Annotated in this window: 16 protein-coding genes; 12 read left to right on the plus strand and 4 right to left on the minus strand. The window is 45.1% G+C overall.

Annotation, left to right across the window (positions count from 1 at the left end; genetic code table 11):
• Nucleotides 1-69: 69 nt before the first annotated feature.
• The 6 genes from rpoB to tuf all read left to right on the plus strand — a co-directional run bounded on the left by rpoB (nucleotide 70) and on the right by tuf (nucleotide 11,878).
• Entirely contained in the window at nucleotides 70-3,606 is a 3,537-nt protein-coding gene (gene rpoB / locus ACFOJ8_RS00575; RefSeq protein WP_380651238.1) for a DNA-directed RNA polymerase subunit beta, read from the plus strand.
• 37 nt (nucleotides 3,607-3,643) lie between these two features.
• Nucleotides 3,644-7,267, plus strand: a complete 3,624-nt coding sequence (gene rpoC, locus ACFOJ8_RS00580) for a DNA-directed RNA polymerase subunit beta' (RefSeq protein WP_380651241.1) — start codon at nucleotides 3,644-3,646, stop codon at nucleotides 7,265-7,267.
• Nucleotides 7,268-7,489: 222 nt separating this feature from the next.
• Nucleotides 7,490-7,906, plus strand: a complete 417-nt coding sequence (gene rpsL / locus ACFOJ8_RS00585) for a 30S ribosomal protein S12 (RefSeq protein WP_380651244.1) — start codon at nucleotides 7,490-7,492, stop codon at nucleotides 7,904-7,906.
• 46 nt (nucleotides 7,907-7,952) lie between these two features.
• The gene (rpsG, locus tag ACFOJ8_RS00590; RefSeq protein WP_160656016.1) at nucleotides 7,953-8,423 is read left to right on the plus strand and encodes a 30S ribosomal protein S7; all 471 of its coding nucleotides are present in this window, start codon (nucleotides 7,953-7,955) and stop codon (nucleotides 8,421-8,423) included.
• 63 nt (nucleotides 8,424-8,486) lie between these two features.
• Nucleotides 8,487-10,568, plus strand: coding sequence for an elongation factor G (gene fusA, locus ACFOJ8_RS00595; protein ID WP_380651247.1), 2,082 nt, complete (start codon nucleotides 8,487-8,489; stop codon nucleotides 10,566-10,568).
• Nucleotides 10,569-10,690: 122 nt separating this feature from the next.
• Entirely contained in the window at nucleotides 10,691-11,878 is a 1,188-nt protein-coding gene (tuf, locus tag ACFOJ8_RS00600) for an elongation factor Tu (RefSeq protein WP_380651250.1), read from the plus strand.
• Nucleotides 11,879-11,962: 84 nt separating this feature from the next.
• Here tuf and ACFOJ8_RS00605 read toward each other — a convergent pair whose 3' ends face one another.
• Genes ACFOJ8_RS00605 through ACFOJ8_RS00615 form a run of 3 tightly spaced genes read right to left on the minus strand, consistent with a single transcriptional unit; the run spans nucleotide 11,963 to nucleotide 15,497 of the window.
• Nucleotides 11,963-13,132, minus strand: coding sequence for a M20 metallopeptidase family protein (locus ACFOJ8_RS00605; protein WP_380651253.1), 1,170 nt, complete (start codon nucleotides 13,130-13,132; stop codon nucleotides 11,963-11,965).
• The gene (locus ACFOJ8_RS00610; protein ID WP_380651255.1) at nucleotides 13,129-14,319 is read right to left on the minus strand and encodes an amidohydrolase; all 1,191 of its coding nucleotides are present in this window, start codon (nucleotides 14,317-14,319) and stop codon (nucleotides 13,129-13,131) included. Before ACFOJ8_RS00610 ends, ACFOJ8_RS00605 begins: the two co-directional genes overlap by 4 nt.
• Nucleotides 14,301-15,497: an amidohydrolase gene (locus ACFOJ8_RS00615; RefSeq protein ID WP_380651258.1), complete on the minus strand. Its 1,197-nt coding sequence runs from the start codon at nucleotides 15,495-15,497 to the stop codon at nucleotides 14,301-14,303. Before ACFOJ8_RS00615 ends, ACFOJ8_RS00610 begins: the two co-directional genes overlap by 19 nt.
• A gap of 136 nt (nucleotides 15,498-15,633) precedes the next feature.
• On the opposite strand from ACFOJ8_RS00615, the gene ACFOJ8_RS00620 reads away from it, so the two are divergent.
• From ACFOJ8_RS00620 to ACFOJ8_RS00640, 5 genes are read left to right on the plus strand one after another with little or no spacing between them, the layout of a single operon-like run.
• A complete protein-coding gene (locus tag ACFOJ8_RS00620; protein ID WP_380651260.1) occupies nucleotides 15,634-16,824 on the plus strand; it encodes a glycine C-acetyltransferase in 1,191 nt (396 codons plus the stop codon).
• Nucleotides 16,825-16,837: 13 nt separating this feature from the next.
• Entirely contained in the window at nucleotides 16,838-17,782 is a 945-nt protein-coding gene (locus ACFOJ8_RS00625) for an L-threonine 3-dehydrogenase (protein WP_380651263.1), read from the plus strand.
• A gap of 45 nt (nucleotides 17,783-17,827) precedes the next feature.
• Nucleotides 17,828-18,544 carry an HAD family hydrolase gene (locus tag ACFOJ8_RS00630; RefSeq protein WP_380651266.1) on the plus strand — a complete coding sequence of 239 codons (717 nt, stop codon included), beginning with the start codon at nucleotides 17,828-17,830 and terminating at the stop codon, nucleotides 18,542-18,544.
• A complete protein-coding gene (gene tadA / locus ACFOJ8_RS00635) occupies nucleotides 18,537-19,007 on the plus strand; it encodes a tRNA adenosine(34) deaminase TadA (RefSeq protein ID WP_380656959.1) in 471 nt (156 codons plus the stop codon). The genes ACFOJ8_RS00630 and tadA overlap by 8 nt, the downstream gene beginning before the upstream one ends.
• Nucleotides 19,008-19,056: 49 nt before the next feature.
• Nucleotides 19,057-19,956, plus strand: a complete 900-nt coding sequence (locus tag ACFOJ8_RS00640; protein ID WP_380651268.1) for a Cof-type HAD-IIB family hydrolase — start codon at nucleotides 19,057-19,059, stop codon at nucleotides 19,954-19,956.
• A gap of 48 nt (nucleotides 19,957-20,004) precedes the next feature.
• Here the strand turns inward: ACFOJ8_RS00640 and ACFOJ8_RS00645 are convergent, their stop codons facing one another.
• Nucleotides 20,005-21,354, minus strand: coding sequence for an MFS transporter (locus ACFOJ8_RS00645; RefSeq protein ID WP_380651271.1), 1,350 nt, complete (start codon nucleotides 21,352-21,354; stop codon nucleotides 20,005-20,007).
• 110 nt (nucleotides 21,355-21,464) lie between these two features.
• Here ACFOJ8_RS00645 and ACFOJ8_RS00650 point away from each other — a divergent pair, with 110 nt between their 5' ends.
• Nucleotides 21,465-22,718, plus strand: a complete 1,254-nt coding sequence (locus tag ACFOJ8_RS00650) for a helix-turn-helix domain-containing protein (protein ID WP_380651274.1) — start codon at nucleotides 21,465-21,467, stop codon at nucleotides 22,716-22,718.
• The last annotated feature ends 207 nt before the right edge of the window (nucleotides 22,719-22,925 follow it).

Raw genomic sequence — 22,925 nt, forward strand, 5'->3', positions numbered from 1 at the left:
TTGTCTTATTACATGTTTAACTGCTTCGGTGAATGTTTTACGTAATTTTTATTAGGGGTGAATCTGTCGATGAGTCAACTGATTCAATATGGAAGACACGCTAAACGCAGAAGCTATGCACGTATCGAAGAGAAATTGGATCTGCCGAACCTGATCGAAATCCAGACAAAATCCTATGACTGGTTTCTTGAAACAGGTCTTATTGAGATGTTCAAGGACATTTCGCCTGTAGAGGACTTCACTGGAAACATGTCCCTGGAATTTGTGGACTACAAGCTTGGCGAACCCAAGTACGATGAGGACGAAGCAAAGAACCATGATGCCACATACTCTGCACCATTGCGTGTAAAAGTACGTCTAGTCATTAAAGAAACGGGTGAAGTCAAGGAACAAGAAGTGTTCATGGGCGATTTCCCGCTGATGACGGATACTGGTACTTTCATCATCAATGGCGCAGAGCGCGTAATCGTATCACAGCTTGTCAGAAGTCCATCTGTGTACTATTCAGAAAAAACGGACAAGAATGGTAAGGCAAGCTTTGGTGCGACGGTGATACCAAACCGCGGTGCATGGCTTGAATACGAAATTGATGCCAAAGATATTGTTTATGTAAGGATTGACCGTACGCGTAAGCTTCCAATGACAATATTGCTTAGAGCGCTCGGATTCTCTACAGACCAGGAGATCATCAATCTTCTTGGTGACAATGAATACATCAGAAATACACTTGAAAAAGATACGACAGAAACAGTGGACCAGGCACTCCTAGAAATATACGAACGACTTCGCCCAGGGGAGCCACCGACAGTTGAGAATGCTAGAAACCTTCTCTACTCACGGTTCTTTGATCCGAAGCGTTATGACCTTGCGAGTGTTGGCCGCTATAAAATGAATAAAAAATTACACCTCAAGAATCGCCTGTTCAACCAAGTGCTCGCTGAACCTATTGTAGATAGGGAAACAGGTGAAATCGTAGCTGAAGCAGGTACAACAATTGACCGTCGTACGTTGGATGGCATCATTGAAGTACTTGAAGCAGATGCAAATCTTGAAACATTCCATCTTGAAAATGGTCTGCTCGACGAACCAATCGAAGTGCAGTCTATCAAAGTAGAGGCGCCGAACCAAGAAGATGGCACAACTACGATCATCGGAAATGCCTTCCCTGATGTGGAAGTGAAATCCATTACACCATCGGATATCATCGCTTCCATGAGCTACTTCTTCAACCTGCTCCACGGTGTTGGTGATACAGATGATATCGACCACTTGGGTAACCGTCGTCTGCGTTCCGTGGGAGAACTGCTACAGAACCAGTTTAGAATCGGACTTTCCCGTATGGAGCGTGTGGTTAGGGAGCGTATGTCCATCCAGGATACAGAATCCATTACACCACAGCAGCTGATCAACATTCGTCCGGTCATTGCTTCAATTAAAGAATTCTTCGGCAGCTCCCAATTGTCTCAGTTCATGGACCAGACAAACCCGCTTGCTGAATTGACACACAAAAGACGTCTGTCTGCACTTGGGCCCGGCGGTTTGACACGTGAACGTGCAGGTATGGAAGTGCGAGATGTTCACTACTCTCACTACGGTCGTATGTGTCCGATTGAAACGCCTGAGGGGCCGAACATTGGTCTGATCAACTCACTCTCCAGTTATGCAAGAGTGAACGAATTCGGCTTCATCGAAACGCCTTATAGAAGAGTCGACCCAGACACAAACCGTGTAACAGGGCAAATCGACTATCTGACAGCTGATGAAGAAGACAGCTACGTTGTCGCACAGGCCAACGCACTTCTCGAGGAAGATGGCTCATTTACTAGAGATGAGATTGTCTGCCGTTTCCGCGGAAATAATACGAAAATGGCCAGAGAACGTATGGATTACATGGATGTATCTCCAAAACAGGTCGTGTCTGCTGCGACAGCATGTATCCCGTTCCTCGAAAACGATGACTCTAACCGTGCACTTATGGGTGCGAACATGCAACGTCAGGCAGTGCCACTTCTTATTCCACAGTCTCCACACATCGGTACAGGTATGGAGCACGTTGCTGCACGCGATTCCGGTGCGGCTGTTGTTGCACGCCACAAAGGTCGTGTTGAGCACGTGGAAGCCAAAGAAATTCATATCCGTCGCATTGTCGAGGAGAATGGCGAAGAGGTTGAAACAGAAAAAGATGTTTACAAACTATCTAAATTCATCCGTTCAAACTCTGGTACATGCTACAACCAGAAGCCGATTATAGCCAAAGGCGATATCGTATCGAAAGGTGAAATCCTCGGTGATGGTCCTTCCATGGATAATGGTGAAATGGCCCTCGGACAGAACGTTGTGGTCGGCTTCATGACGTGGGATGGTTACAACTATGAGGATGCTGTCATCATGAGCGAGCGTCTCGTAAAAGATGATGTTTATACTTCAATTCACATCGAAGAATACGAATCCGAGTCCAGAGACACTAAACTTGGACCTGAAGAAATCACAAGAGATATTCCAAACGTATCTGATAATGCACTGAAGAAACTCGATGATCGTGGTATTGTCCACATCGGTGCTGAAGTTAAGGATGGCGACATCCTCGTCGGTAAAGTAACGCCAAAAGGTGTAACCGAACTGACTGCCGAAGAGCGTCTGCTACATGCTATCTTCGGAGAAAAAGCACGTGAAGTCCGTGATACATCACTTCGTGTACCACATGGTGCCGGTGGTATCGTACTCGACGTCAAAGTCTTCAACCGTGAAGATGGTGATGAACTATCTCCTGGGGTCAACCAGCTTGTACGTGTATATATCGTTCAAAAACGTAAGATCAGTGTAGGGGACAAGATGTGTGGTCGCCACGGTAACAAGGGTGTAATCTCCAGAATCCTTCCGGAAGAAGATATGCCTTATATGCCAGATGGCACACCAATCGACATCATGCTCAACCCGCTTGGCGTACCTTCCCGTATGAATATCGGTCAGGTACTTGAGCTTCACCTCGGTATGGCTGCCCGTGCCATGGGTCTTAAAATGGCTTCACCAGTATTCGACGGTGCCAATGAGGAAGATGTATGGGATACAATGGCGGAAGCTGGTCTTGCCCGTGATGGTAAGACAGTACTTTACGATGGTCGTACAGGTGAGCCGTTTGAAAACCGTATTTCTGTCGGGGTCATGTACATGCTGAAACTTGCACACATGGTTGACGACAAGCTTCACGCAAGAAGTACTGGGCCATACTCCCTTGTTACACAACAGCCGCTCGGTGGTAAAGCACAGTTCGGTGGTCAGCGTTTCGGGGAAATGGAAGTTTGGGCATTGGAAGCCTATGGTGCTGCCTATACTCTGCAAGAAATTCTGACAGTGAAGTCCGACGATACTGTCGGTCGCGTGAAAACTTACGAAGCAATCGTAAAAGGTGAAAACGTCCCTAAACCTGGAGTACCTGAATCATTCCGTGTATTGATGAAGGAGCTTCAGAGTCTCGGCCTCGATGTCAACATCCTTGATGAGAACGACGACGAAATAGAAATGCGTGATACTGAAGAGGATGATGCATCCAATCAGATGAATTTAAGCGAGAAAACAAGCGCTGCAACTGAAGATGTTACTGAATGATGATTGAGCTTGATAAAACTTTAGGGAGGAAAGCTCATTGATAGATGTAAATAGATTTGAATATATGAAAATAGGTCTGGCTTCATCAGAAAAGATTCGTTCTTGGTCTTTCGGGGAAGTCAAAAAACCCGAAACAATCAACTACAGAACACTAAAACCCGAAAGGGATGGTTTGTTCTGTGAGAAAATTTTCGGTCCAACGAAGGACTGGGAATGTAGTTGTGGGAAATACAAGCGTGTTAGATACAAAGGCATGGTTTGTGACCGTTGTGGTGTAGAGGTAACACGTGCAAAAGTAAGACGTGAGAGAATGGGGCACATCGAACTTGCTGCTCCAGTCTCCCACATCTGGTACTTCAAGGGCATCCCGTCCAGAATGGGACTACTACTTGATATGTCTCCACGTTCACTTGAGGAAGTCATTTACTTTGCTTCCTATGTTGTAATCAAGCCAGGTTCCACAGGACTTGAGCCAAAGCAACTCATGACCGAACGCGAATATAGAGAGTACTACGATAAGCACGGTAATACCTTTACAGCGAAAATGGGTGCTGAGGCAATCAAAGAACTACTCATGGATGTCAATCTCGAATCAGAGCTTGACATCCTGAGAAAAGAACTTGAAACAGCGACTGGCCAGAGACTGACCCGGGCGATTAAACGTTTGGAAGTTGTCGAATCATTCCGTAGTTCCGGCAATGACCCGTCATGGATGATTCTCGACGTGCTGCCGATTATCCCACCGGAAATCCGTCCGATGGTTCAGCTTGATGGCGGACGCTTCGCTACAAGCGACCTGAACGATTTGTACCGTCGCGTAATCAATCGTAACAATCGCCTGAAGCGTCTGCTCGACCTTGGTGCTCCTGGCATCATTGTTCAGAATGAGAAACGCATGCTACAAGAAGCTGTAGATGCACTAATCGATAATGGACGTCGCGGCCGTCCGGTCACAGGACCTGGTAACCGCCCGCTTAAATCCCTTTCGCATATGCTTAAAGGTAAGCAAGGGCGTTTCCGTCAGAACCTTCTTGGTAAACGTGTCGACTATTCCGGTCGTTCCGTAATCGTTGTCGGACCAAGTCTGAAGATGTATCAATGTGGTCTTCCTAAAGAAATGGCGCTTGAGCTATTCAAGCCTTTCGTAATGAAAGAGCTTGTTGCACGTGAAATGGCAACAAACATCAAGAACGCTAAGGGCAAAATCGAACGCATGGAAGACGACGTATGGGATGTGCTTGAAGATGTCATCAAAGAGCATCCGGTTCTTCTTAACCGTGCACCGACGCTCCACCGCTTAGGTATTCAGGCATTCGAAGCAACGCTTGTCGAAGGCCGCGCCATCCGCCTTCACCCGTTGGTAACAACAGCGTACAATGCCGACTTTGATGGTGACCAAATGGCAGTCCACGTACCGCTTTCCAAGGAAGCACAGGCGGAAGCACGCATGCTGATGCTTGCTGCTCAGAACATCCTTAACCCTAAGGACGGTAAACCGGTTGTTACACCATCACAGGATATGGTACTTGGTAACTACTACCTGACACTCGAAAGAGAGTTCACAAAACGCGAGGGACACATCTTCAAAGATGCGAATGAAGTCGTCATGGCTTATCAGAACGGCTATGTACAATTGCACACACGAATTGGGCTGCATACCGATTCACTCGAATCTGCAAAGTTCCCTGAAGCGCATAAAGGCAAGATTCTGATGACAACCACAGGGAAAGTTATCTTTAACGAAATCATGCCGCCATCTTTCCCTTATCTTAACGAACCGACAAGGGAGAACCTAGAATTCCAGATACCGGATCGTTATTTCGTATCTGTCGAATCACTCGGTGAAGGTGGTCTTGCTGAGAAGTTCAAGGACGAGCCGATTGTTCAGCCTTTCAACAAGAAGTTCTTGGGTCAGATCATTGCTGAAGTCTTCAATAAGTTCCATATTACTGAAACGTCAGTTATGCTTGACCGCATGAAGGATCTCGGATTCAAATACTCCTCTAAAGCTGGAATTACAGTTGGTGTATCTGATATCGTCGTTCTGCCGGATAAGCAGCAAATCATCGATGAAACAGAAGAGAAAGTCGAGAAGGTTCAAAAGCAATTCTCTCGTGGTCTGATTACCGAGGCAGAACGCTACGGTGCAGTCATCGAATTGTGGACAAGAGCCAAAGACGTCATTCAGGATCGTCTAATGGCTTCCCTTCACCGTCTCAACCCAATCTTTATGATGAGTGACTCAGGCGCCCGTGGTAATGCCTCCAACTTTACACAGCTTGCAGGTATGCGTGGTCTCATGGCCAACCCGTCTGGACAGATCATCGAACTCCCAATCAAATCCAGCTTCCGTGAAGGACTGACAGTACTCGAGTACTTCATCTCCACACACGGTGCTCGTAAAGGTCTTGCCGATACAGCACTGAAGACGGCCGATTCTGGGTATCTTACAAGAAGACTGGTTGATGTAGCACAGGATGTTATCGTCCGCGAAGAAGATTGTGGAACAGACAAAGGACTTCTTGTCCGTGCATTGACAGAAGGATCCGAACTCATTGAACCGTTTATCGATCGTTTGGAAGGCCGCTATGCTAAAGAAACGGTAAGACATCCTGAAACAAAAGAGATCATTGTAAAAGCGAACGCACTCATCACGCCTGAACTGGCGAAAGAGATTGTAAGTAGTGGTCTTGAAGAGATGTACATCCGTTCTGCATTCACTTGTAACACGCGTCACGGTGTATGTGAGCGATGCTACGGTAAAAACCTTGCGACAGGTGAAAAAGTCGAAGTCGGTGAGGCAGTCGGTACAATTGCTGCCCAGTCTATCGGTGAGCCGGGTACACAGCTTACAATGCGTACCTTCCACACAGGTGGGGTTGCCGGAAGTGATATCACGCAGGGTCTTCCACGTATCCAGGAGCTTTTCGAAGCGCGTAACCCGAAAGGTCAGGCAATGATTTCCGAAATCCGCGGTGCGGTTACGGACATTGAAGTCGTTAAAGATCGCCAGCAAGAGATCAAAATTAAGGGTGAGCAGGAAACGAAGACGTACACAGCACCTGCGACAGCGCGTGTGCTTGTGGAAATCGGAGACCAGGTCGGTCCTGGTGAAATCCTTACAGAAGGTTCGATTGAACCAAAAGAGCTTCTCGGAGTGGCAGGTTTGAACCATACTCAGGAGTACCTCTTGAAAGAAGTACAAAAGGTATACCGTATGCAGGGTGTTGAAATCGACGATAAACACGTCGAGGTCATGGTCAGACAGATGCTCAGAAAAGTAAGAATCATCGACGCCGGAGACACATCCCTCCTCCCAGGCTCACTTGTAGATATCCATGCATTCACAGATGCAAACAAGGAAATCTTTAAGAAGCGTAAGAGACCGGCGACTGCTAAGCCCGTACTTCTCGGTATCACTAAAGCATCGCTTGAGACAGAAAGCTTCCTTTCCGCAGCCAGCTTCCAAGAAACAACAAGAGTTCTTACAGACGCTGCAATCAAAGGTAAGCGCGATGAACTTCTTGGCCTCAAGGAGAACGTTATCATCGGTAAGCTGATTCCGGCAGGTACAGGTATGCCGAAGTATCGCGATGTAGAAATTGATGTAGATAAGAGCGATCAAGCACTAGAAAGAGAAGAAGTACTGATCGAAGATTAATAAAGGGGGCCTTCTCCTATGGGAGGGCCTGTTTTTTTAGTGTATATTGTTGACATCAAATAGGTCAGATGCTATTATTATTAAGGTTACTCTATATGGGATCAACGAGATCAGTATGGAGAGACAAAATGTTGAAATGTAAGATTTAATTCTTACACATTTTTTATACCCTAAAAATGAACCACCTGGATGTGTGGGATTAATGAAGAGAGGAGGAATACCATGCCAACGATTAATCAGCTAGTTAGAAAACCTCGTCAGAGTAAAGGCAAAAAATCAGGCTCACCAGCATTGAACAGAGGCTTCAACAGCCTTAGAAAGCGTATGACGGATGAGAGTGCACCTCAGAAACGTGGTGTATGTACGCGTGTCGGAACAATGACACCTAAGAAACCGAACTCCGCTCTACGTAAATATGCGCGTGTGAGACTTTCTAATACTATCGAAGTAAACGCATATATCCCTGGAATTGGACACAATCTTCAGGAGCACAGTGTTGTACTAATCCGTGGTGGACGTGTAAAAGACCTTCCTGGTGTACGTTACCACATCGTACGTGGTGCGCTTGATACTTCCGGTGTTAACGACCGTAAGCAAGGCCGCTCACTCTATGGTACAAAACGCCCTAAGAAAAAATAATCTATCCATAAGGGTAGGATAATAAACTTTTGAAAGGAGGATAACTATGCCACGTAAAGGACCAGTTGCTAAAAGAGACGTATTGCCAGATCCGATTCACAATTCCAAACTTGTGACTAAGCTTATCAACAAAATGATGGTGGATGGAAAGCGCGGTACATCCCAAAGAATTCTCTACTCAGCATTCAACCTTGTACAGGAACGTTCCGGCAGAGATGCAATCGAAGTTTTTGATGAAGCAATCGAAAACATCATGCCAGTACTTGAAGTTAAAGCACGTCGTGTTGGTGGTTCAAACTACCAGGTACCAGTAGAAGTACGTCCAGATCGCCGTACTACTCTTGGACTTCGTTGGCTCGTAAACTACGCACGTCTGCGTGGGGAAAAGACAATGGAAGAGCGCCTAGCGAATGAAATTCTTGATGCTGCCAACAACACAGGTGGAGCTGTCAAGAAGCGTGAAGACACACACAAGATGGCTGAAGCAAACAGAGCATTCGCTCACTACCGTTGGTAGTAGGCAGCGCTCAATTCGCCCAGCCTAATTTCATCCCATTCCTGGAAGGAGAAAAGGATACTAATGGCAAGAGAATTCTCTTTAGAAAAAACGCGTAATATTGGTATCATGGCCCACATCGATGCCGGTAAGACGACGACGACTGAACGTATTCTTTATTACACAGGCCGTATTCACAAGATTGGTGAAACTCACGAAGGTGCATCTCAGATGGACTGGATGGAGCAGGAACAAGAGCGTGGGATTACGATTACATCTGCTGCCACAACTGCGCAGTGGAATGGTCACCGCGTAAACATCATCGATACACCAGGTCACGTAGACTTCACAGTTGAAGTTGAACGTTCCCTCCGCGTACTTGATGGTGCTGTAGCTGTGCTTGATGCACAGTCTGGTGTTGAGCCGCAAACAGAAACTGTTTGGAGACAGGCGACAACTTACGGTGTTCCCCGTGTCGTATTCGTCAATAAGATGGATAAAATCGGAGCTGACTTCGATTACTCTGTGAACACAATTAAAGAACGTCTACAAGCGAATGCACACCCTATCCAGTACCCAATCGGTGCCGAAGATAACTTCACTGGCATTATTGATCTGGTAGAAAACAAAGCATTCCACTATAATAACGACCTTGGTACTGAAATCAATGAGATCGAAATTCCTGCTGAATATCAGGATAAAGTTGACTCTTTGAGAGAAGGCCTGGTTGAAGGACTTGCAGATGTAAATGAAGATATCATGGAAAAATACCTCGGCGGAGAAGAAATTTCAGTTGATGAACTGAAAGCTGCTATCCGTCAGGCAACATGTGATGTTGAATTTTACCCAGTACTCTGTGGTACAGCCTTCAAGAACAAAGGTGTTCAATTGCTTCTGAATGCAGCAATCGACTATCTTCCATCACCACTTGATGTTAAACCTATTGTTGGACACAAGAAGGATGATGAAGATGAGGAAATCATCGCAAAGCCGGATGACTCCGAGCCGTTCGCAGCACTTGCGTTCAAAGTAATGAGTGACCCATTCGTAGGTAAACTTACTTTCTTCCGTGTGTACTCCGGTACACTGAATGCAGGTTCATATATCAGAAATACTACGAAAGACAAGCGTGAGCGTGTCGGACGTATTCTGCAAATGCACGCGAACTCCCGTGAGGAGATTTCAACTGTATACGCAGGAGATATCGCTGCAGCAGTAGGACTTAAAGATACTGGAACTGGAGATACACTATGTGACGAGAAGACTCAAGTCATTCTCGAATCAATGGAATTCCCTGAGCCTGTTATCCACCTATCTGTAGAACCTAAATCCAAAGCGGATCAGGACAAGATGTCAAATGCACTTGTCAAGCTTCAGGAAGAGGATCCTACATTCACAGCGCACACTGACAACGAAACTGGACAAGTCATCATCGGTGGTATGGGTGAGCTTCACCTGGATATCCTTGTTGACCGTATGAAACGTGAATTTAAAGTTGAATGTAACGTGGGTGCACCTATGGTATCCTACCGTGAAACATTCAAAAAACAGGCTTCTGTTCAAGGTAAATTTACGCGTCAATCTGGTGGTCGTGGTCAATATGGTGATGTTCATGTTGAATTCACACCTAACGATGTCGGCGGCGGTTTTGAGTTCGAAAACGCAATTGTCGGTGGTGTTGTACCACGTGAATATATCCCATCCGTTGAAGCAGGTATTAAGGATGCCATGGAAAATGGTGTACTTGCCGGCTATCCAATGGTAGACGTTAAAGCGAAACTCTTTGATGGTTCTTACCATGATGTTGACTCCTCAGAAATGGCCTTCAAAGTTGCTGCTTCACTCGCACTTAAAGAAGCTGCTAAAGTCTGTGAGCCGATTATCCTTGAACCACTCATGAAGGTTGAAATTGTTATGCCTGAAGAGTACATGGGAGATATCATGGGTGATGTTACAAGTCGTCGCGGCCGTGTTGAAGGTATGGCTGCACGTGGTAACGCACAGATCGTCAATGCTTTCGTACCACTTTCAGAAATGTTCGGTTATGCGACTAACCTGCGTTCAAACACGCAAGGTCGCGGAACTTACACAATGACTTTCAGTCACTACGAAGAAGTTCCTAAATCCATTTCTGAAGAAATCATCAAGAAAAATAAAGGCTCATAATCAGCACCACTTGATTTTTAAGCCCGAATCATTTATAAGTGATTTAGAAACACCTCGAGCGGGGTAAGCCCGCTTCGAGTTTTAATAAAAATACAATTACTTTTTAAGGAGAGGTATACGAAATGGCAAAAGAAAAATTCGACCGTTCCAAAACGCATGCCAATATTGGTACAATCGGTCACGTCGACCACGGTAAAACAACTCTGACAGCTGCTATCGCAACTGTTCTTTCTAAAAGAGGATCTGGCGAAGCGCAAAGCTACGACATGATCGACAACGCTCCAGAGGAAAAAGAACGTGGAATCACAATCAATACTTCCCACATCGAGTATGAAACTGAAAAGCGTCACTATGCGCACGTTGACTGCCCAGGACACGCTGACTACGTTAAAAACATGATCACTGGTGCTGCTCAAATGGACGGCGGTATCCTCGTTGTTTCTGCAGCAGACGGTCCAATGCCACAAACTCGTGAGCACATCCTGCTCTCTAAAAACGTTGGCGTACCAGCACTTGTTGTATTCCTAAACAAAGTTGACATGGTTGACGACGAAGAACTTCTTGAACTCGTTGAAATGGAAGTTCGTGAACTTCTTTCCGAGTATGACTTCCCTGGTGACGACATCCCTGTAATCGCTGGTTCTGCTCTCAGAGCGCTTGAAGGCGATGAGTCATACGAAGACAAAATCATTGAACTCATGGAAGCTGTGGACACTTATATCCCAACTCCAGAGCGTGATTCTGACAAGCCATTCATGATGCCAGTTGAGGATGTATTCTCTATCACTGGTCGTGGTACAGTTGCTACTGGTCGTGTTGACCGTGGACAAATCAAAGTCGGTGACGAAGTTGAAATCATCGGTCTTGCTGAAGAATCCAGCAAAACAACTGTTACAGGTGTTGAAATGTTCCGTAAGCTTCTTGACTATGCTGAAGCTGGCGACAACATTGGTGCACTTCTCCGTGGTGTATCCCGTGACGACATCCAACGTGGACAAGTACTTGCTGCGCCTGGATCCATCACTCCACACACACAGTTCAAAGCAGAAGTTTATGTACTTTCAAAAGAAGAAGGTGGACGTCACACTCCATTCTTCGGTAACTACCGCCCACAGTTCTACTTCCGTACTACGGACGTAACTGGTGTAGTTAACCTTCCTGAAGGTACTGAAATGGTTATGCCTGGTGATAACGTTGAGATGGCTGTTGAGCTTATCTCTCCAATCGCTATTGAAGATGGTACACGTTTCTCCATCCGTGAAGGTGGACGTACTGTTGGATCAGGCGTTGTAACTGAAATCACTAAGTAATCGAATGATTATTTAACAGGAGCCGTAAGGCTCCTTTTTTGTATCAAAAATAAGGCTGCTCTCCCTTTGGAGAGCAGCCTTATTTTAATTTTTAAAGCCGAGAGCAACTTTGACGAGTGATTCGACTCCAGCTTTCATTCCCTGCTCATCGATGTCAAACATCGGATGATGATGCGGATAATCAGCATTTATATCGCTATTTTTAACACCGGTGTAAAAGTAGGCACCAGGAGTGTTCTGGAGGAAGTAGGAGAAGTCTTCGCCTCCCATAGAGGGTGAATTCTCCAATTTTTCTTTTACATATGAAGCATCTTCCAAGACATTCAATACATGATCCAGTTGTGCATTGTCGTTGATTAATGCAGGATAGCCATCGGTATAATCCAAGTGGCATCTGACCCCGAAACTCGACTCGATACCACGAGTAATCTCTTCCATACGTCCTCGGACCATCTCTTTCATATCTTTATCAAAAGTTCTGACTGTTCCACTGACAACCGTTTTACTCGGGATGACATTGAAAGAAGAACCACCATTGAATGTCGCCACTGTTACTACTGCAGATTTCAATGGGTCTATTGTTCTTGAAACAATACTCTGCAGCTGCTGAATGAGCGAAGCCGCAGCAACAATCGGGTCGATGGCTTCGTGCGGTTCCGCACCATGTCCACCGCGTCCTTCCACTTCAATTGAAAATGCATCAGGACTTGCCCAAGCGTGATCGTAAGTATATGCCAATGTTCCTACGGGGAACTGACTCGATACGTGTGTGCCGAAGATATAATCGACATCCTCCAGTGCGCCGTCCTCGACCATGGATTTTGCTCCCCCTGGTAGAAGTTCCTCTGCATGCTGATGGATGAAGACGACGTTGACAGGTAATTCATCCTTATGGTCAGCGAGGATGCGTGCTGCAGTGATGAGTATCGCTGTGTGGGCATCGTGTCCGCAAGCATGCATCACCCCAGCTACAGTCGACTTGTATGGCACGTCTTTTTCATCCTCAATCGGCAGTGCATCGAAATCTGCGCGCAGGCCGATTGTCTTGAAACTATCATTGACCTGCAAGCGGGCAACGATGCCATTACCCCCAACATTACGTCGAACATCAAAACCGAGGTCTTTGATCTGATCGTATATATACTGCTTCGTGTTTTCTTCCTGGAAGGAGACTTCCGGGTGCATATGCATATGTCTGCGGATATTTACCATATCCGAGTAGTGTTTTTCTATTTCATTGGTGAGATCAATCATTGCCCATTCTCCTTCTCGAAATAATTGAATACGGACTTTACCATGACGGAGACTGCGTTAGTGAGTCCCTTTTCATCAATATCGAATTTTGCGTGGTGATGCGGATAGTCTGCTTTGAAGCTGGCATTTCTTGTGCCGGTATAGTAGAAGGTGCCGGGAACACGCTGCAAGTAATAGGAGAAATCCTCTCCTCCAAGATCGGGTGCGAGTTCTTCTACTTCGCTGACAGTGCTGATCTCCTTGGCAGCTGCAAGTACGAGATCGGTCTTATCAGTATCATTCACTACCGGTGGGTAGCCTTTCATATAGTCAAGATCGTATGAAATGCCTGTAGTAGTTACAAGTCCCTCGAGGCATTTCTGGAGCTCCGTGATCATGACATTCTGCGTTTCGGCATTGAATGTGCGGATTGTTCCACCGACCTCCACTTCATCTGGAATGATATTATGCTGGTGCCCGCCGTTGAACATCGTGATGGATAAAACGACGGGTTCCATTGGTTTGGATTTTCGTGTGACGATGTACTGCAACTGGTTGCAGAAGGTGATAGCGGCGGCAACAGGGTCGATAGTCGCATGGGGTTTTGAAGCATGGCCACCTCGTCCGCGTATTTTAATCGTAAAGTCATCGGGCATACCGGTTGCAGTACCATATTTGTAACCAATGGTACCGACATCGAGACTACTTGAGATGTGCTGTCCAAAAATCGCATCGACATTCTCAAGACATCCGTCTGCAATCATTTGAATGGCACCACCGGGGTCGACTTCTTCTGCATGCTGATGGATAAAGACAACATTCCCTTGAAGTTGTTCCTTATTTTCTGATAGGATTCTTGCCACAGTCAGAAGTACAGCAGTATGCGCATCATGTCCACAAGCATGCATGACACCGGGAACGGTGGATCGATACGGTACGTCTTTCTGATCCTGAATCGGTAGTGCATCGAAATCAGCACGCAGAGCGACTGTAGGTAGAGCGGGATCAATTGTAAGGCGACCCACAACACCACGACCGCCGACTCCTTCTTGGACATCCAGTCCAAGGTCCCTCAAATATTCAGCGATATATGCAGGTGTCTGGACTTCTTGGAAAGAAAGTTCTGGGTACATATGAAAATGACGGCGCAAGCGTATCATCTCATTATAGTGGGCAAGGGAAAGTTGTTCTACAACTGATGTTTCCATTCAATCACCTGCTCGATCTCGAGAATTTTCATGAACATTGCCAGGCCACTGGCCATGGCATCCTCATCCATATCGAACTTTGGATGGTGATGTACATAATCACTGAGTTTTTCGGTATTGCCTGAACCCGTAAAGAAAAAGGCTCCGGGACGTTCATTGATATAGTAGGAGAAATCTTCGCCGATCATGAGTGGTTTAGCCTCTACAAAATCGAGACCAATCTCATCCGCCGCCTGGCGAATGACATCTGCTTCTGCTTCATGATTGATGACAGCAGGGTATCCGAAGTCATACTGCACTTCAGCAGTTGCACCGCGTTTTTCCGCTGTAAGCGCTGCTTCCTTATAGAAGATATCTCTGATTTTCTCTTTGACGCTGTGGTTGAATGTGCGTACCGTACCGATGAGTTCGGCTGTATCCGGTATGACATTAAATGCATCCCCAGAACTGACTTTTCCGACTGTGACGACAGCATTATCGAGAGGGGAGACTTGTCTTGCGACGACAGTCTGCAGGTTGGTAATGAGTTCAGCTGCGATGACAATTGGATCGACCGCATTATGAGGGTGGGCCGCATGTCCACCAATACCTTGAATTTTGATTTTGAACATATCGGGGCTTGAAATAATAGGGCCTGTCTTCGTTTTGATCTGATGTGTAGGATACTGGCTCCAGTAGTGTTGTCCGTATACTTTATCAATGCCTTCAAGTACACCATCTTCGACCATGGAGACGGCACCTCCTGGTTGCACTTCCTCTGCAAACTGGAAGATGAATGAGACACTGCCATCAAGTGCATTTCGATTTCTGTGCACCAAATCAAAAAGGGCGAGTAATGTGCTTGTATGGGCATCATGTCCACATGCATGCATTACACCATCAACTGTTGATTTATAGGGTACATCCTTTTCGTCCTGTATAGGCAGAGCATCGAAGTCCGAACGTATCGCAATATGTGGGTGGGGCTTTGTGCCGATTGTCGCGAGTAGGCCACCACCACCGACACCTTCTCTGATAACCACATCAGAGTATTGCTTCAGGCGTTCTAATATGTAGTTGTAGGTCTCTTTTTCGTGAAATGAAACTTCAGGATGCATATGCAAGTATCGTCTGTCTTGAACCATATCAGGCATGACGGCCTTCACGATCTCATCTATACTCATGTATTTAGTTGCCATATATTTCGCCTCCATAAATTATATTACACAATTTTATCAAATTTTCGTACTTTTCGAAACATATTAAAACCCATGTTTTCAATTCTATGTGCCTGTTTACTTATGATATGATAAAAGAAAGAGGAGGAGATTGAGAATGTCTAAAATTTTGGATGAGTATCTTGCATCGAATCTGCAGGAATTGAAAGAAAATGGATTGTATAATGAGATCAACGTAGTGGAAGGTGCAAATGGACCTGAAATCACGATTGAAGGGGAAAAACTGGTCAATTTATCTTCAAATAACTATCTTGGCCTTGCGACAGACGAAACGCTAAAAAAGGTAGCCAAGGAAGCGATAGATTCACATGGTGTCGGTGCAGGTGCTGTCCGTACAATCAACGGAACGCTTGATCTGCACGTTGAATTGGAGGACACGCTCGCTGAATTCAAGGGGACAGAAGCGACCGTTGCATTCCAGTCCGGCTTCAACTGTAATATGGCTGCCATCCAAGCGGTTATGGGCAAAGAAGACGCTATTTTATCTGATGAGTTGAACCATGCTTCAATCATTGATGGCTGTAAACTGTCGCGTGCGAAAATTATCCGCGTCAACCATTCCGATATGGCTGACCTGAGACAGAAGGCGAAAGAAGCGGTCGAATCCGGCCAGTATAGAAAAGTCATGTACATTACCGATGGCGTATTTTCAATGGACGGTGACGTGGCTCTACTGCCTGAAATCGTCGATATCGCCAAGGAATTCGATCTTATCACTTATGTGGATGATGCACATGGTTCCGGCGTCATGGGCAAAGGTGCCGGTACGGTGAAGCACTTCGGTCTTGAGAAGTATATCGATATCCAGATGGGGACACTGTCTAAAGCGATTGGTGTCGTCGGCGGTTATATTGCCGGATCCCAAGATCTTATAGACTACTTGAAAGTTGCCGCCCGCCCGTTCTTGTTCTCTACAGCCCTGACACCGGGAGATACACGCGCAATCACAGAAGCAGTGCGCATGCTCATGGCTTCTACTGAACTGCATGACAAACTGTGGGAGAATGGCAACTACTTAAAAGACGGTTTGAAAAAGCTTGGGTTTGAGATCGGCAACTCGGCTACACCGATCACACCATGTATCATCGGTGATGAGAAGACAACACAGGAATTCTCAAAGCGCTTGATGCAAGAAGGTGTATACGCCAAAGCCATCGTCTTTCCGACTGTTCCAAAAGGCACTGGTCGAGTGAGAAATATGCCAACAGCAGCACATACAAAGGAGATGCTCGATCGGGCATTGGAAGTATATGAAAAAGTTGGCAAGGAGCTTGATGTAATCTCATAAAAGGAGTACAGCAATGGAAAGAATTTTGATCACGGGTGCGCTTGGACAAATCGGTACCGAGCTTACCTTAAAACTAAGGGAAAAATATGGGGAGAGTAATGTACTTCCTACGGATATAAATGAGCCTAGGGATGAGAGTTTAAAGGGGCTGCCATTCGAAATTCTGGATGTCAGGGATATGGAGCGTATGAGAGCAATTGTAGCAGAGTTTAGACCAGATACAATCATGCATATGGCAGCACTGCTCAGTGCGACTGCAGAAAAAAATCCGCAGTTTGCGTGGGATATCAACATGGGCGGTCTGATGAACGCTTTGGAGACAGCACATCAATACAACCTCAAATTCTTTACTCCAAGTTCGATTGGCGCTTTTGGCCCGTCTACACCTAAAGAAAATACGCCACAAGTCACAATCCAGCGTCCGACCACTATGTACGGGGTAAACAAGGTTGCCGGCGAACTGTTGTGCGACTACTATTTTGATAAGTTCGGTGTCGACACTAGGGGGCTTCGTTTTCCGGGTCTAATTTCCCATGTGAAGGAGCCGGGAGGCGGAACGACAGATTATGCTGTCGAGATATATTTTGAAGCTGTCAGAAATGGCACTTATACATCGTTTATCGACAAAAGTACCAATATGGATATGATGTACATGGATGATGCGATAGATGCAATCATCAAATTGATGGAGTCAGATCCAGATCAGCTTGTAGATCGCAATGCGTTTAATGTGACTGCCATGAGCGTCAATCCGGAAATGGTAGCCAATGAAATAAAGAAGCATATACCAGGTTTTACACTCGAATATGATGTCGACCCCGTAAGGCAGGATATAGCTGCCAGCTGGCCGAATGCGATAGACGCAAGCGAAGCGAGACGACAATGGGGTTTCCAGCCGGAGTATAATCTTGAGAAGATGACGGAAACAATGCTGGAAGCGATAAGAAATAAGAAATAGGAAGGCACACCTGCCTTCTTATTTTTTCTACTCGGAGGCGGCAAAATGACACATATAATATTATTTGATAAAGATGGCACATTGATGGACTACCACAAAGTGTGGACGCCCTATGCCAAAAGATCCATCGAAGCCTTCGCAGAAGCATTCGACTGCCATGATATAAAAGATGAACTGGCGCACAGACTGGGATTAATCAATGGGGAAATTGCTCCAAATTCCGTACTGGCGAGTGGCACTGGAGATATCATTCAGGATTATTTCGAACGCTACCAACCGGGGGGTGGTCAGTGGATGAAAGATTTCTATGAGGAAAATCTGGATGCACTCCGAGAGAGTATGGAGTTGATAGAGGGGGCATCCGATGTGCTCAGTCAATTGGCTGCGTCAGGCTACAAAAATATCATCGTCACGAGTGACAGTCGTTTGAGTACGGAATATTTCATCCGCAAATTTTCCTTGGAGAGTGTCGTGCACGAAGTTGTGGCAGGAGACGACTCGCCTTTTCATAAGCCGGATGTCCGTATCCTTGATCCTATACGCAAAAAGTTTGGACACCCCTTAGAGAAAATGGTAATGATCGGGGATAACCGGGCAGATACGATGCTCGGTTATAAAGAAGGCCTTAGGACAATCGGTGTGTTGAGCGGCACGTGTCGTAAGGAGGATCTCGAGGGTGCAGATCTAGTACTCGGGAGTGTAGCAGAAGTCCTCGACGATGGTCGTTTCATTTTCGAAGAAAAGAGTAGCGATGATGCATGAAACGTACATGAAACTGGCTCTTGAAGAAGCAAGAAAAGCTGAAACTATTGGTGAGGTACCAATCGGAGCTGTGGTGGTTCGTCAAGGGGAAGTCATCGCAACTGGTCATAACCTCCGAGAGACCTCGCAGAACCCACTCACTCACGCAGAAATGATTGCCATCAATCGGGCGAGTGAGGTTTTGGGATCGTGGCGGCTCGAGGGATGCACCCTCTATGTTACCCTGGAGCCTTGTGTGATGTGTTCTGGAGCCATCGTAATGAGTCGCATACCTCACGTAGTCTACGGCGCGAATGATAAAAAAGGGGGGACGGTGGAGAGTTTGATGCATCTTTTGGATGAACCACGATTCAATCACCGTGCACTCGTTACGAGCGGTGTACTGGAAGCGGAATGCAGCACAATGCTGAAGTCTTTTTTCAAAGCCTTGAGACAAAAACGAAAAAATCAACCAGGTGATTAAGTTTTCTGATAAAATGGAATTAAAATGATAAGGGAGTTTTGAAGCGCTTATGGTCAAACTAATCGCATTGGACATGGATGGCACCCTGCTCACTCCGAGCCACGAAATCAGCCCGCGCAACCAGGCGGCAATCAAGCAGGCGATGGAACGTGGCGTCCAGGTTATTGTTGCTACTGGACGCGCATTCTATGAAGCGCACGGTGTTATCAGCAAAATAGATATGAAGCTGCCATACATCTGTCTGAATGGTGCAGAAGTGCGTAACGAATCTCACGAGATTGTTACCACCAATGCATTGAATTCAGAGTTGATCGATCAGGCAGCAGAGGTATTTAGAACTGAAGATATCTTCTATCAGATCTATACAGATCGTGCTATATATACGACAAGCATAGAAAGAGACATAGAGATATTCAAGGATCTTGCCAGTCAGATGGGGCACGAGGCGGATGAAAATAGAATCCGTCGCTTCATGGAAGAAAGACTCGAGCGTGGCACACTGATCGAAACGGAAGACTACAAAGCAGTATTCGACCGCGAGGATGAAAATGTACTGAAATTGCTTGCTTCTTCACCAAGCAAGGCGAAACTTGTTCGCGCGAAGAACAGCTTATATGAAATAGGAAATCTTGCCGTATCTGCGTCTGCTCCTCACAACATAGAACTGACGCATGTAAATGCCCAAAAAGGCATTGCACTTGCCAATGTCGCTGAAGTCATGGGTATAGATATGAAAGATGTCATGGCAGTCGGGGATAACCTGAATGATATCTCTATGCTCAAGCGTGTTGGTATATCTGTAGCGATGGGAAATGCTGCTTCAGAGGTCAAAGGCATTGCTACAAAGGTGACGGCGACGAATACTGAAGATGGTGTTGGTATCGCCATTGAAGAAGCACTTGAAGCGTTGGACAGTAAGGCAGCAGAGATAGAACATGCAGAAGATTAGATGAAACAAAGGCCCGTCTCCTATTACAGGAGGGGGCCTTTTCACTGCTTATACACTATGTGGCTCAGTTCCATCGTCAATCAGAACTTCTTCTGCACCGGAACCTTCCTCTGACTTTGCTGCGTCGTACATCTCTTTTGATGTAGTAATGAGTTTCTCGCTATAGATAATCAGCACGATACAAGTAATGAGCAGCGCACTGACAGTGTTGACAATCCAGTAGAGTTCAAGATCGTACATGTAACCATAGAATATAGTGCCAACAGGCATGATGCTCATCGCGCAAAGCGAAATGGTCGAAAATACTCTTCCCTTTATGTGTTGGGGCGTGACAAGTTGTACAAAGAGGTTCATCGGTATGTTAATGAGTTGGATCGTCAGGGTGATGGCAAGGCCGATACTACCAATTAGAAGAACGAGCAAGATTGGAGCAACATCCATATAAAGGGGTAGTAAGTACAGTACAATTAGAATGGCGAAGGTAAGGAATCCTTTCTTTACAAATCCCAGCGGGCTTTCAATGTTTTTCACCCGAGCAACCGTCAGTCCGCCAATGAGTACACCGACCCCGGCGATGGCATTGACGATCCCAACAGTTTCTGGCTGAAAGGCCAACTCATAGATCATCATCTTCTCTGGGAAAATGGAAATGACACCCGACATAAAGTTGACCAAAGCAGCAATGATAAGAACCGATTTGAATACTCTGTTTCTGGCAATGAAAATGAATCCTTCACTGATGTCTCGCTTGAACTTAGCAACGCCTGAGACATCAGTTTGTATTTTTTTGTATGCCGTTTCGTCATAGTAGAGGTCAAACTTCAAAAAGAAGTCGAGTAGGGCTGAGAGGAGGAAGGCAATAAGAAAAATCAGGATGATCTGTTGAAACGAAAGCAGGCCAAACAGTACACCCCCGAGTATGGGACCTAAGATGACCGTTGAGGATAGGATGGCAGAAGTATAGCCCATGATTTGCTGGATCCTATCCTTATGAAATAGCTCCGTTATAGCAGTTTGAAAGGCGTTGGATACGAAAGGTTCGATCATCGATGTGAGGAAGGTTACAATATAGATCGCAATCAGATTGATATCGTAGATGATGGTGTAGAGGAACAACCCAAAAATCACCAGGGAGTTGAGTACTTCTCCTGAAATGATGATTTTTCTTTTATTGCCAAGATCGCTCAGTACGCCCGAAAATGGGAGCAGAACCAAAGTGACCACAACACTGATGGCCATATTAATAGAGAAATAAAGTGCAGATCCTGTTTCATACATGATGTAGTAGCTCACGGCAAATAGATAGACGTAATTGCCGACACTCAGGATGAAACGGCTCAACGCATAGATAACAAAATTGAGACGTTCTCTCAAAGGCAATTGGGAGTTGAAAAGCATTGTTACACCTCTTTTGTTTAATTTAATTAAACTTAGTGTAAGTCAAAAAAATTTGCTTGTCAAACAAAAGTTTAATACAATTAAACATATAAAGATATGGAGTTGAGAATATGAGTCTTGGATCACGCATCAGGCAGCTTCGCAAAGAACGCAAAATGACCCTCGTCGATCTCGCTGGGGAGCAGATCACAAAGGGTATGCTGAGTCTGATAGAAAACGATAAATCAAAACCTTCTATGGAAACACTGAATTATATTGCGAAGAAGCTTAATGTCTCAATCGGCTATTTGACCCAAGAAGGGGATGAAGAATGGACGAAAAATGTTCTTGAAAATAGAGACTTTTACAGTTCATTCTCTTTCCCTTTTGAAATTGTGGAACAGGAAGTTCTACCTAATCTTGATAAGGTCGCCCAAAACCTAAAAGGGATGGAGCTCTATCATGTCTTGCGGATATATTATAGATATAAAAAAAATCATAGCCAAGCAGACAGTTATTCCCAAAAAATCAGCAATTTCTACCGAAGTATAGGTATGGAGCACCTAGTAGTCCGAGAAAAACTAGACGATGCCATCTCTCTTATGTTCAGTCAGGATTACACCGAGGCATTCTATCACCTATTAGATTCTGAAGAAGAAATCCTATCTTTCAAGGAATACGATTCTCGAATTGAATTGGATTATTACTACGTCAAAGGAATGTTCGCTGTATCTGTTGATATGGAGACGTTCGAGAATGTTTTGAATTGGTCCATCAAATTATCTTATAAGCATGAGAACTTCAAATACTTTTTCACCGAGAACATTACACTTGGTTATTACTATGGTCTTACTGGAAATCAAGCACAATACAATATCTGTTGTAATAATATTCAGAACTATTTGAAGTTCAATCGCCAGGATAGACATGAAATTGAGATAATAGATGAAAACAACCCGATACCGACATTCTATGTATTGGTAAAAGATAAAGAGAAGCACGTAGCGTTATATGAGGATTATATAAATAGGATGAAGAAAGTGTATCAAAACAATCCAGATGAAATACTCGGAAGAAGCTTTTTCAAAGCAATATTAGAGGTTGAGCATACCTACTTCAAAGGGGAATATAGAAAAGTAATCGAGATGTACGACGATGGTATGTACTTACGCACGACAGCCCAACATCCGGTCGATCGTATACTTATGGCCATTCGTTCTTGCGTCTATCCACTAAGTCTTCATTACTCAGGGGAAAAAGAAAAAGCAATTAAGGCTTTTACCAAAATTGAATCTACAATTGACGATATTAAGGACTCCGTCTTTGCGACAGAATTCTATATGATTGGAGATATCATTTTCGAAAAACAAAACGACTCCCACTAAGGGAGTTTTTGTGAGAGAAAAACTCGGGAGAATGATTGCTACTGGATAAAAATGATTCTATTCTATTATTAATAAGTGTTCCGCGGGAGATTATTTGGAGAATTTCAAAGTTAGCGGCAAAGCGATGTAGAGGGCTCATAAATTCACATATCCTGTATACTTTATAGAAAATTTAGAATACAATAATCATATTCGTTTTATTACAAG

Origin of the sequence: Salinicoccus sesuvii (assembly GCF_042648145.1) — a bacterium.
GTDB classification, from domain to species: Bacteria; Bacillota; Bacilli; order Staphylococcales; family Salinicoccaceae; genus Salinicoccus; species Salinicoccus sesuvii.

What these genes read in the sequence shown, in the direction of transcription:
- rpoB (WP_380651238.1), top strand. Translation starts at nt 70, where the DNA reads ATGAGTCAACTGATTCAATATGGAAGACACGCTAAACGCAGAAGCTAT.
- rpsL (WP_380651244.1), top strand. Translation starts at nt 7,490, where the DNA reads ATGCCAACGATTAATCAGCTAGTTAGAAAACCTCGTCAGAGTAAAGGC.
- rpsG (WP_160656016.1), top strand. Translation starts at nt 7,953, where the DNA reads ATGCCACGTAAAGGACCAGTTGCTAAAAGAGACGTATTGCCAGATCCG.
- fusA (WP_380651247.1), top strand. Translation starts at nt 8,487, where the DNA reads ATGGCAAGAGAATTCTCTTTAGAAAAAACGCGTAATATTGGTATCATG.
- tuf (WP_380651250.1), top strand. Translation starts at nt 10,691, where the DNA reads ATGGCAAAAGAAAAATTCGACCGTTCCAAAACGCATGCCAATATTGGT.
- ACFOJ8_RS00605 (WP_380651253.1), bottom strand. Translation starts at nt 13,132, where the DNA reads ATGATTGATCTCACCAATGAAATAGAAAAACACTACTCGGATATGGTA.
- ACFOJ8_RS00610 (WP_380651255.1), bottom strand. Translation starts at nt 14,319, where the DNA reads ATGGAAACATCAGTTGTAGAACAACTTTCCCTTGCCCACTATAATGAG.
- ACFOJ8_RS00615 (WP_380651258.1), bottom strand. Translation starts at nt 15,497, where the DNA reads ATGGCAACTAAATACATGAGTATAGATGAGATCGTGAAGGCCGTCATG.
- ACFOJ8_RS00620 (WP_380651260.1), top strand. Translation starts at nt 15,634, where the DNA reads ATGTCTAAAATTTTGGATGAGTATCTTGCATCGAATCTGCAGGAATTG.
- ACFOJ8_RS00625 (WP_380651263.1), top strand. Translation starts at nt 16,838, where the DNA reads ATGGAAAGAATTTTGATCACGGGTGCGCTTGGACAAATCGGTACCGAG.
- ACFOJ8_RS00630 (WP_380651266.1), top strand. Translation starts at nt 17,828, where the DNA reads ATGACACATATAATATTATTTGATAAAGATGGCACATTGATGGACTAC.
- tadA (WP_380656959.1), top strand. Translation starts at nt 18,537, where the DNA reads ATGCATGAAACGTACATGAAACTGGCTCTTGAAGAAGCAAGAAAAGCT.
- ACFOJ8_RS00640 (WP_380651268.1), top strand. Translation starts at nt 19,057, where the DNA reads ATGGTCAAACTAATCGCATTGGACATGGATGGCACCCTGCTCACTCCG.
- ACFOJ8_RS00645 (WP_380651271.1), bottom strand. Translation starts at nt 21,354, where the DNA reads ATGCTTTTCAACTCCCAATTGCCTTTGAGAGAACGTCTCAATTTTGTT.
- ACFOJ8_RS00650 (WP_380651274.1), top strand. Translation starts at nt 21,465, where the DNA reads ATGAGTCTTGGATCACGCATCAGGCAGCTTCGCAAAGAACGCAAAATG.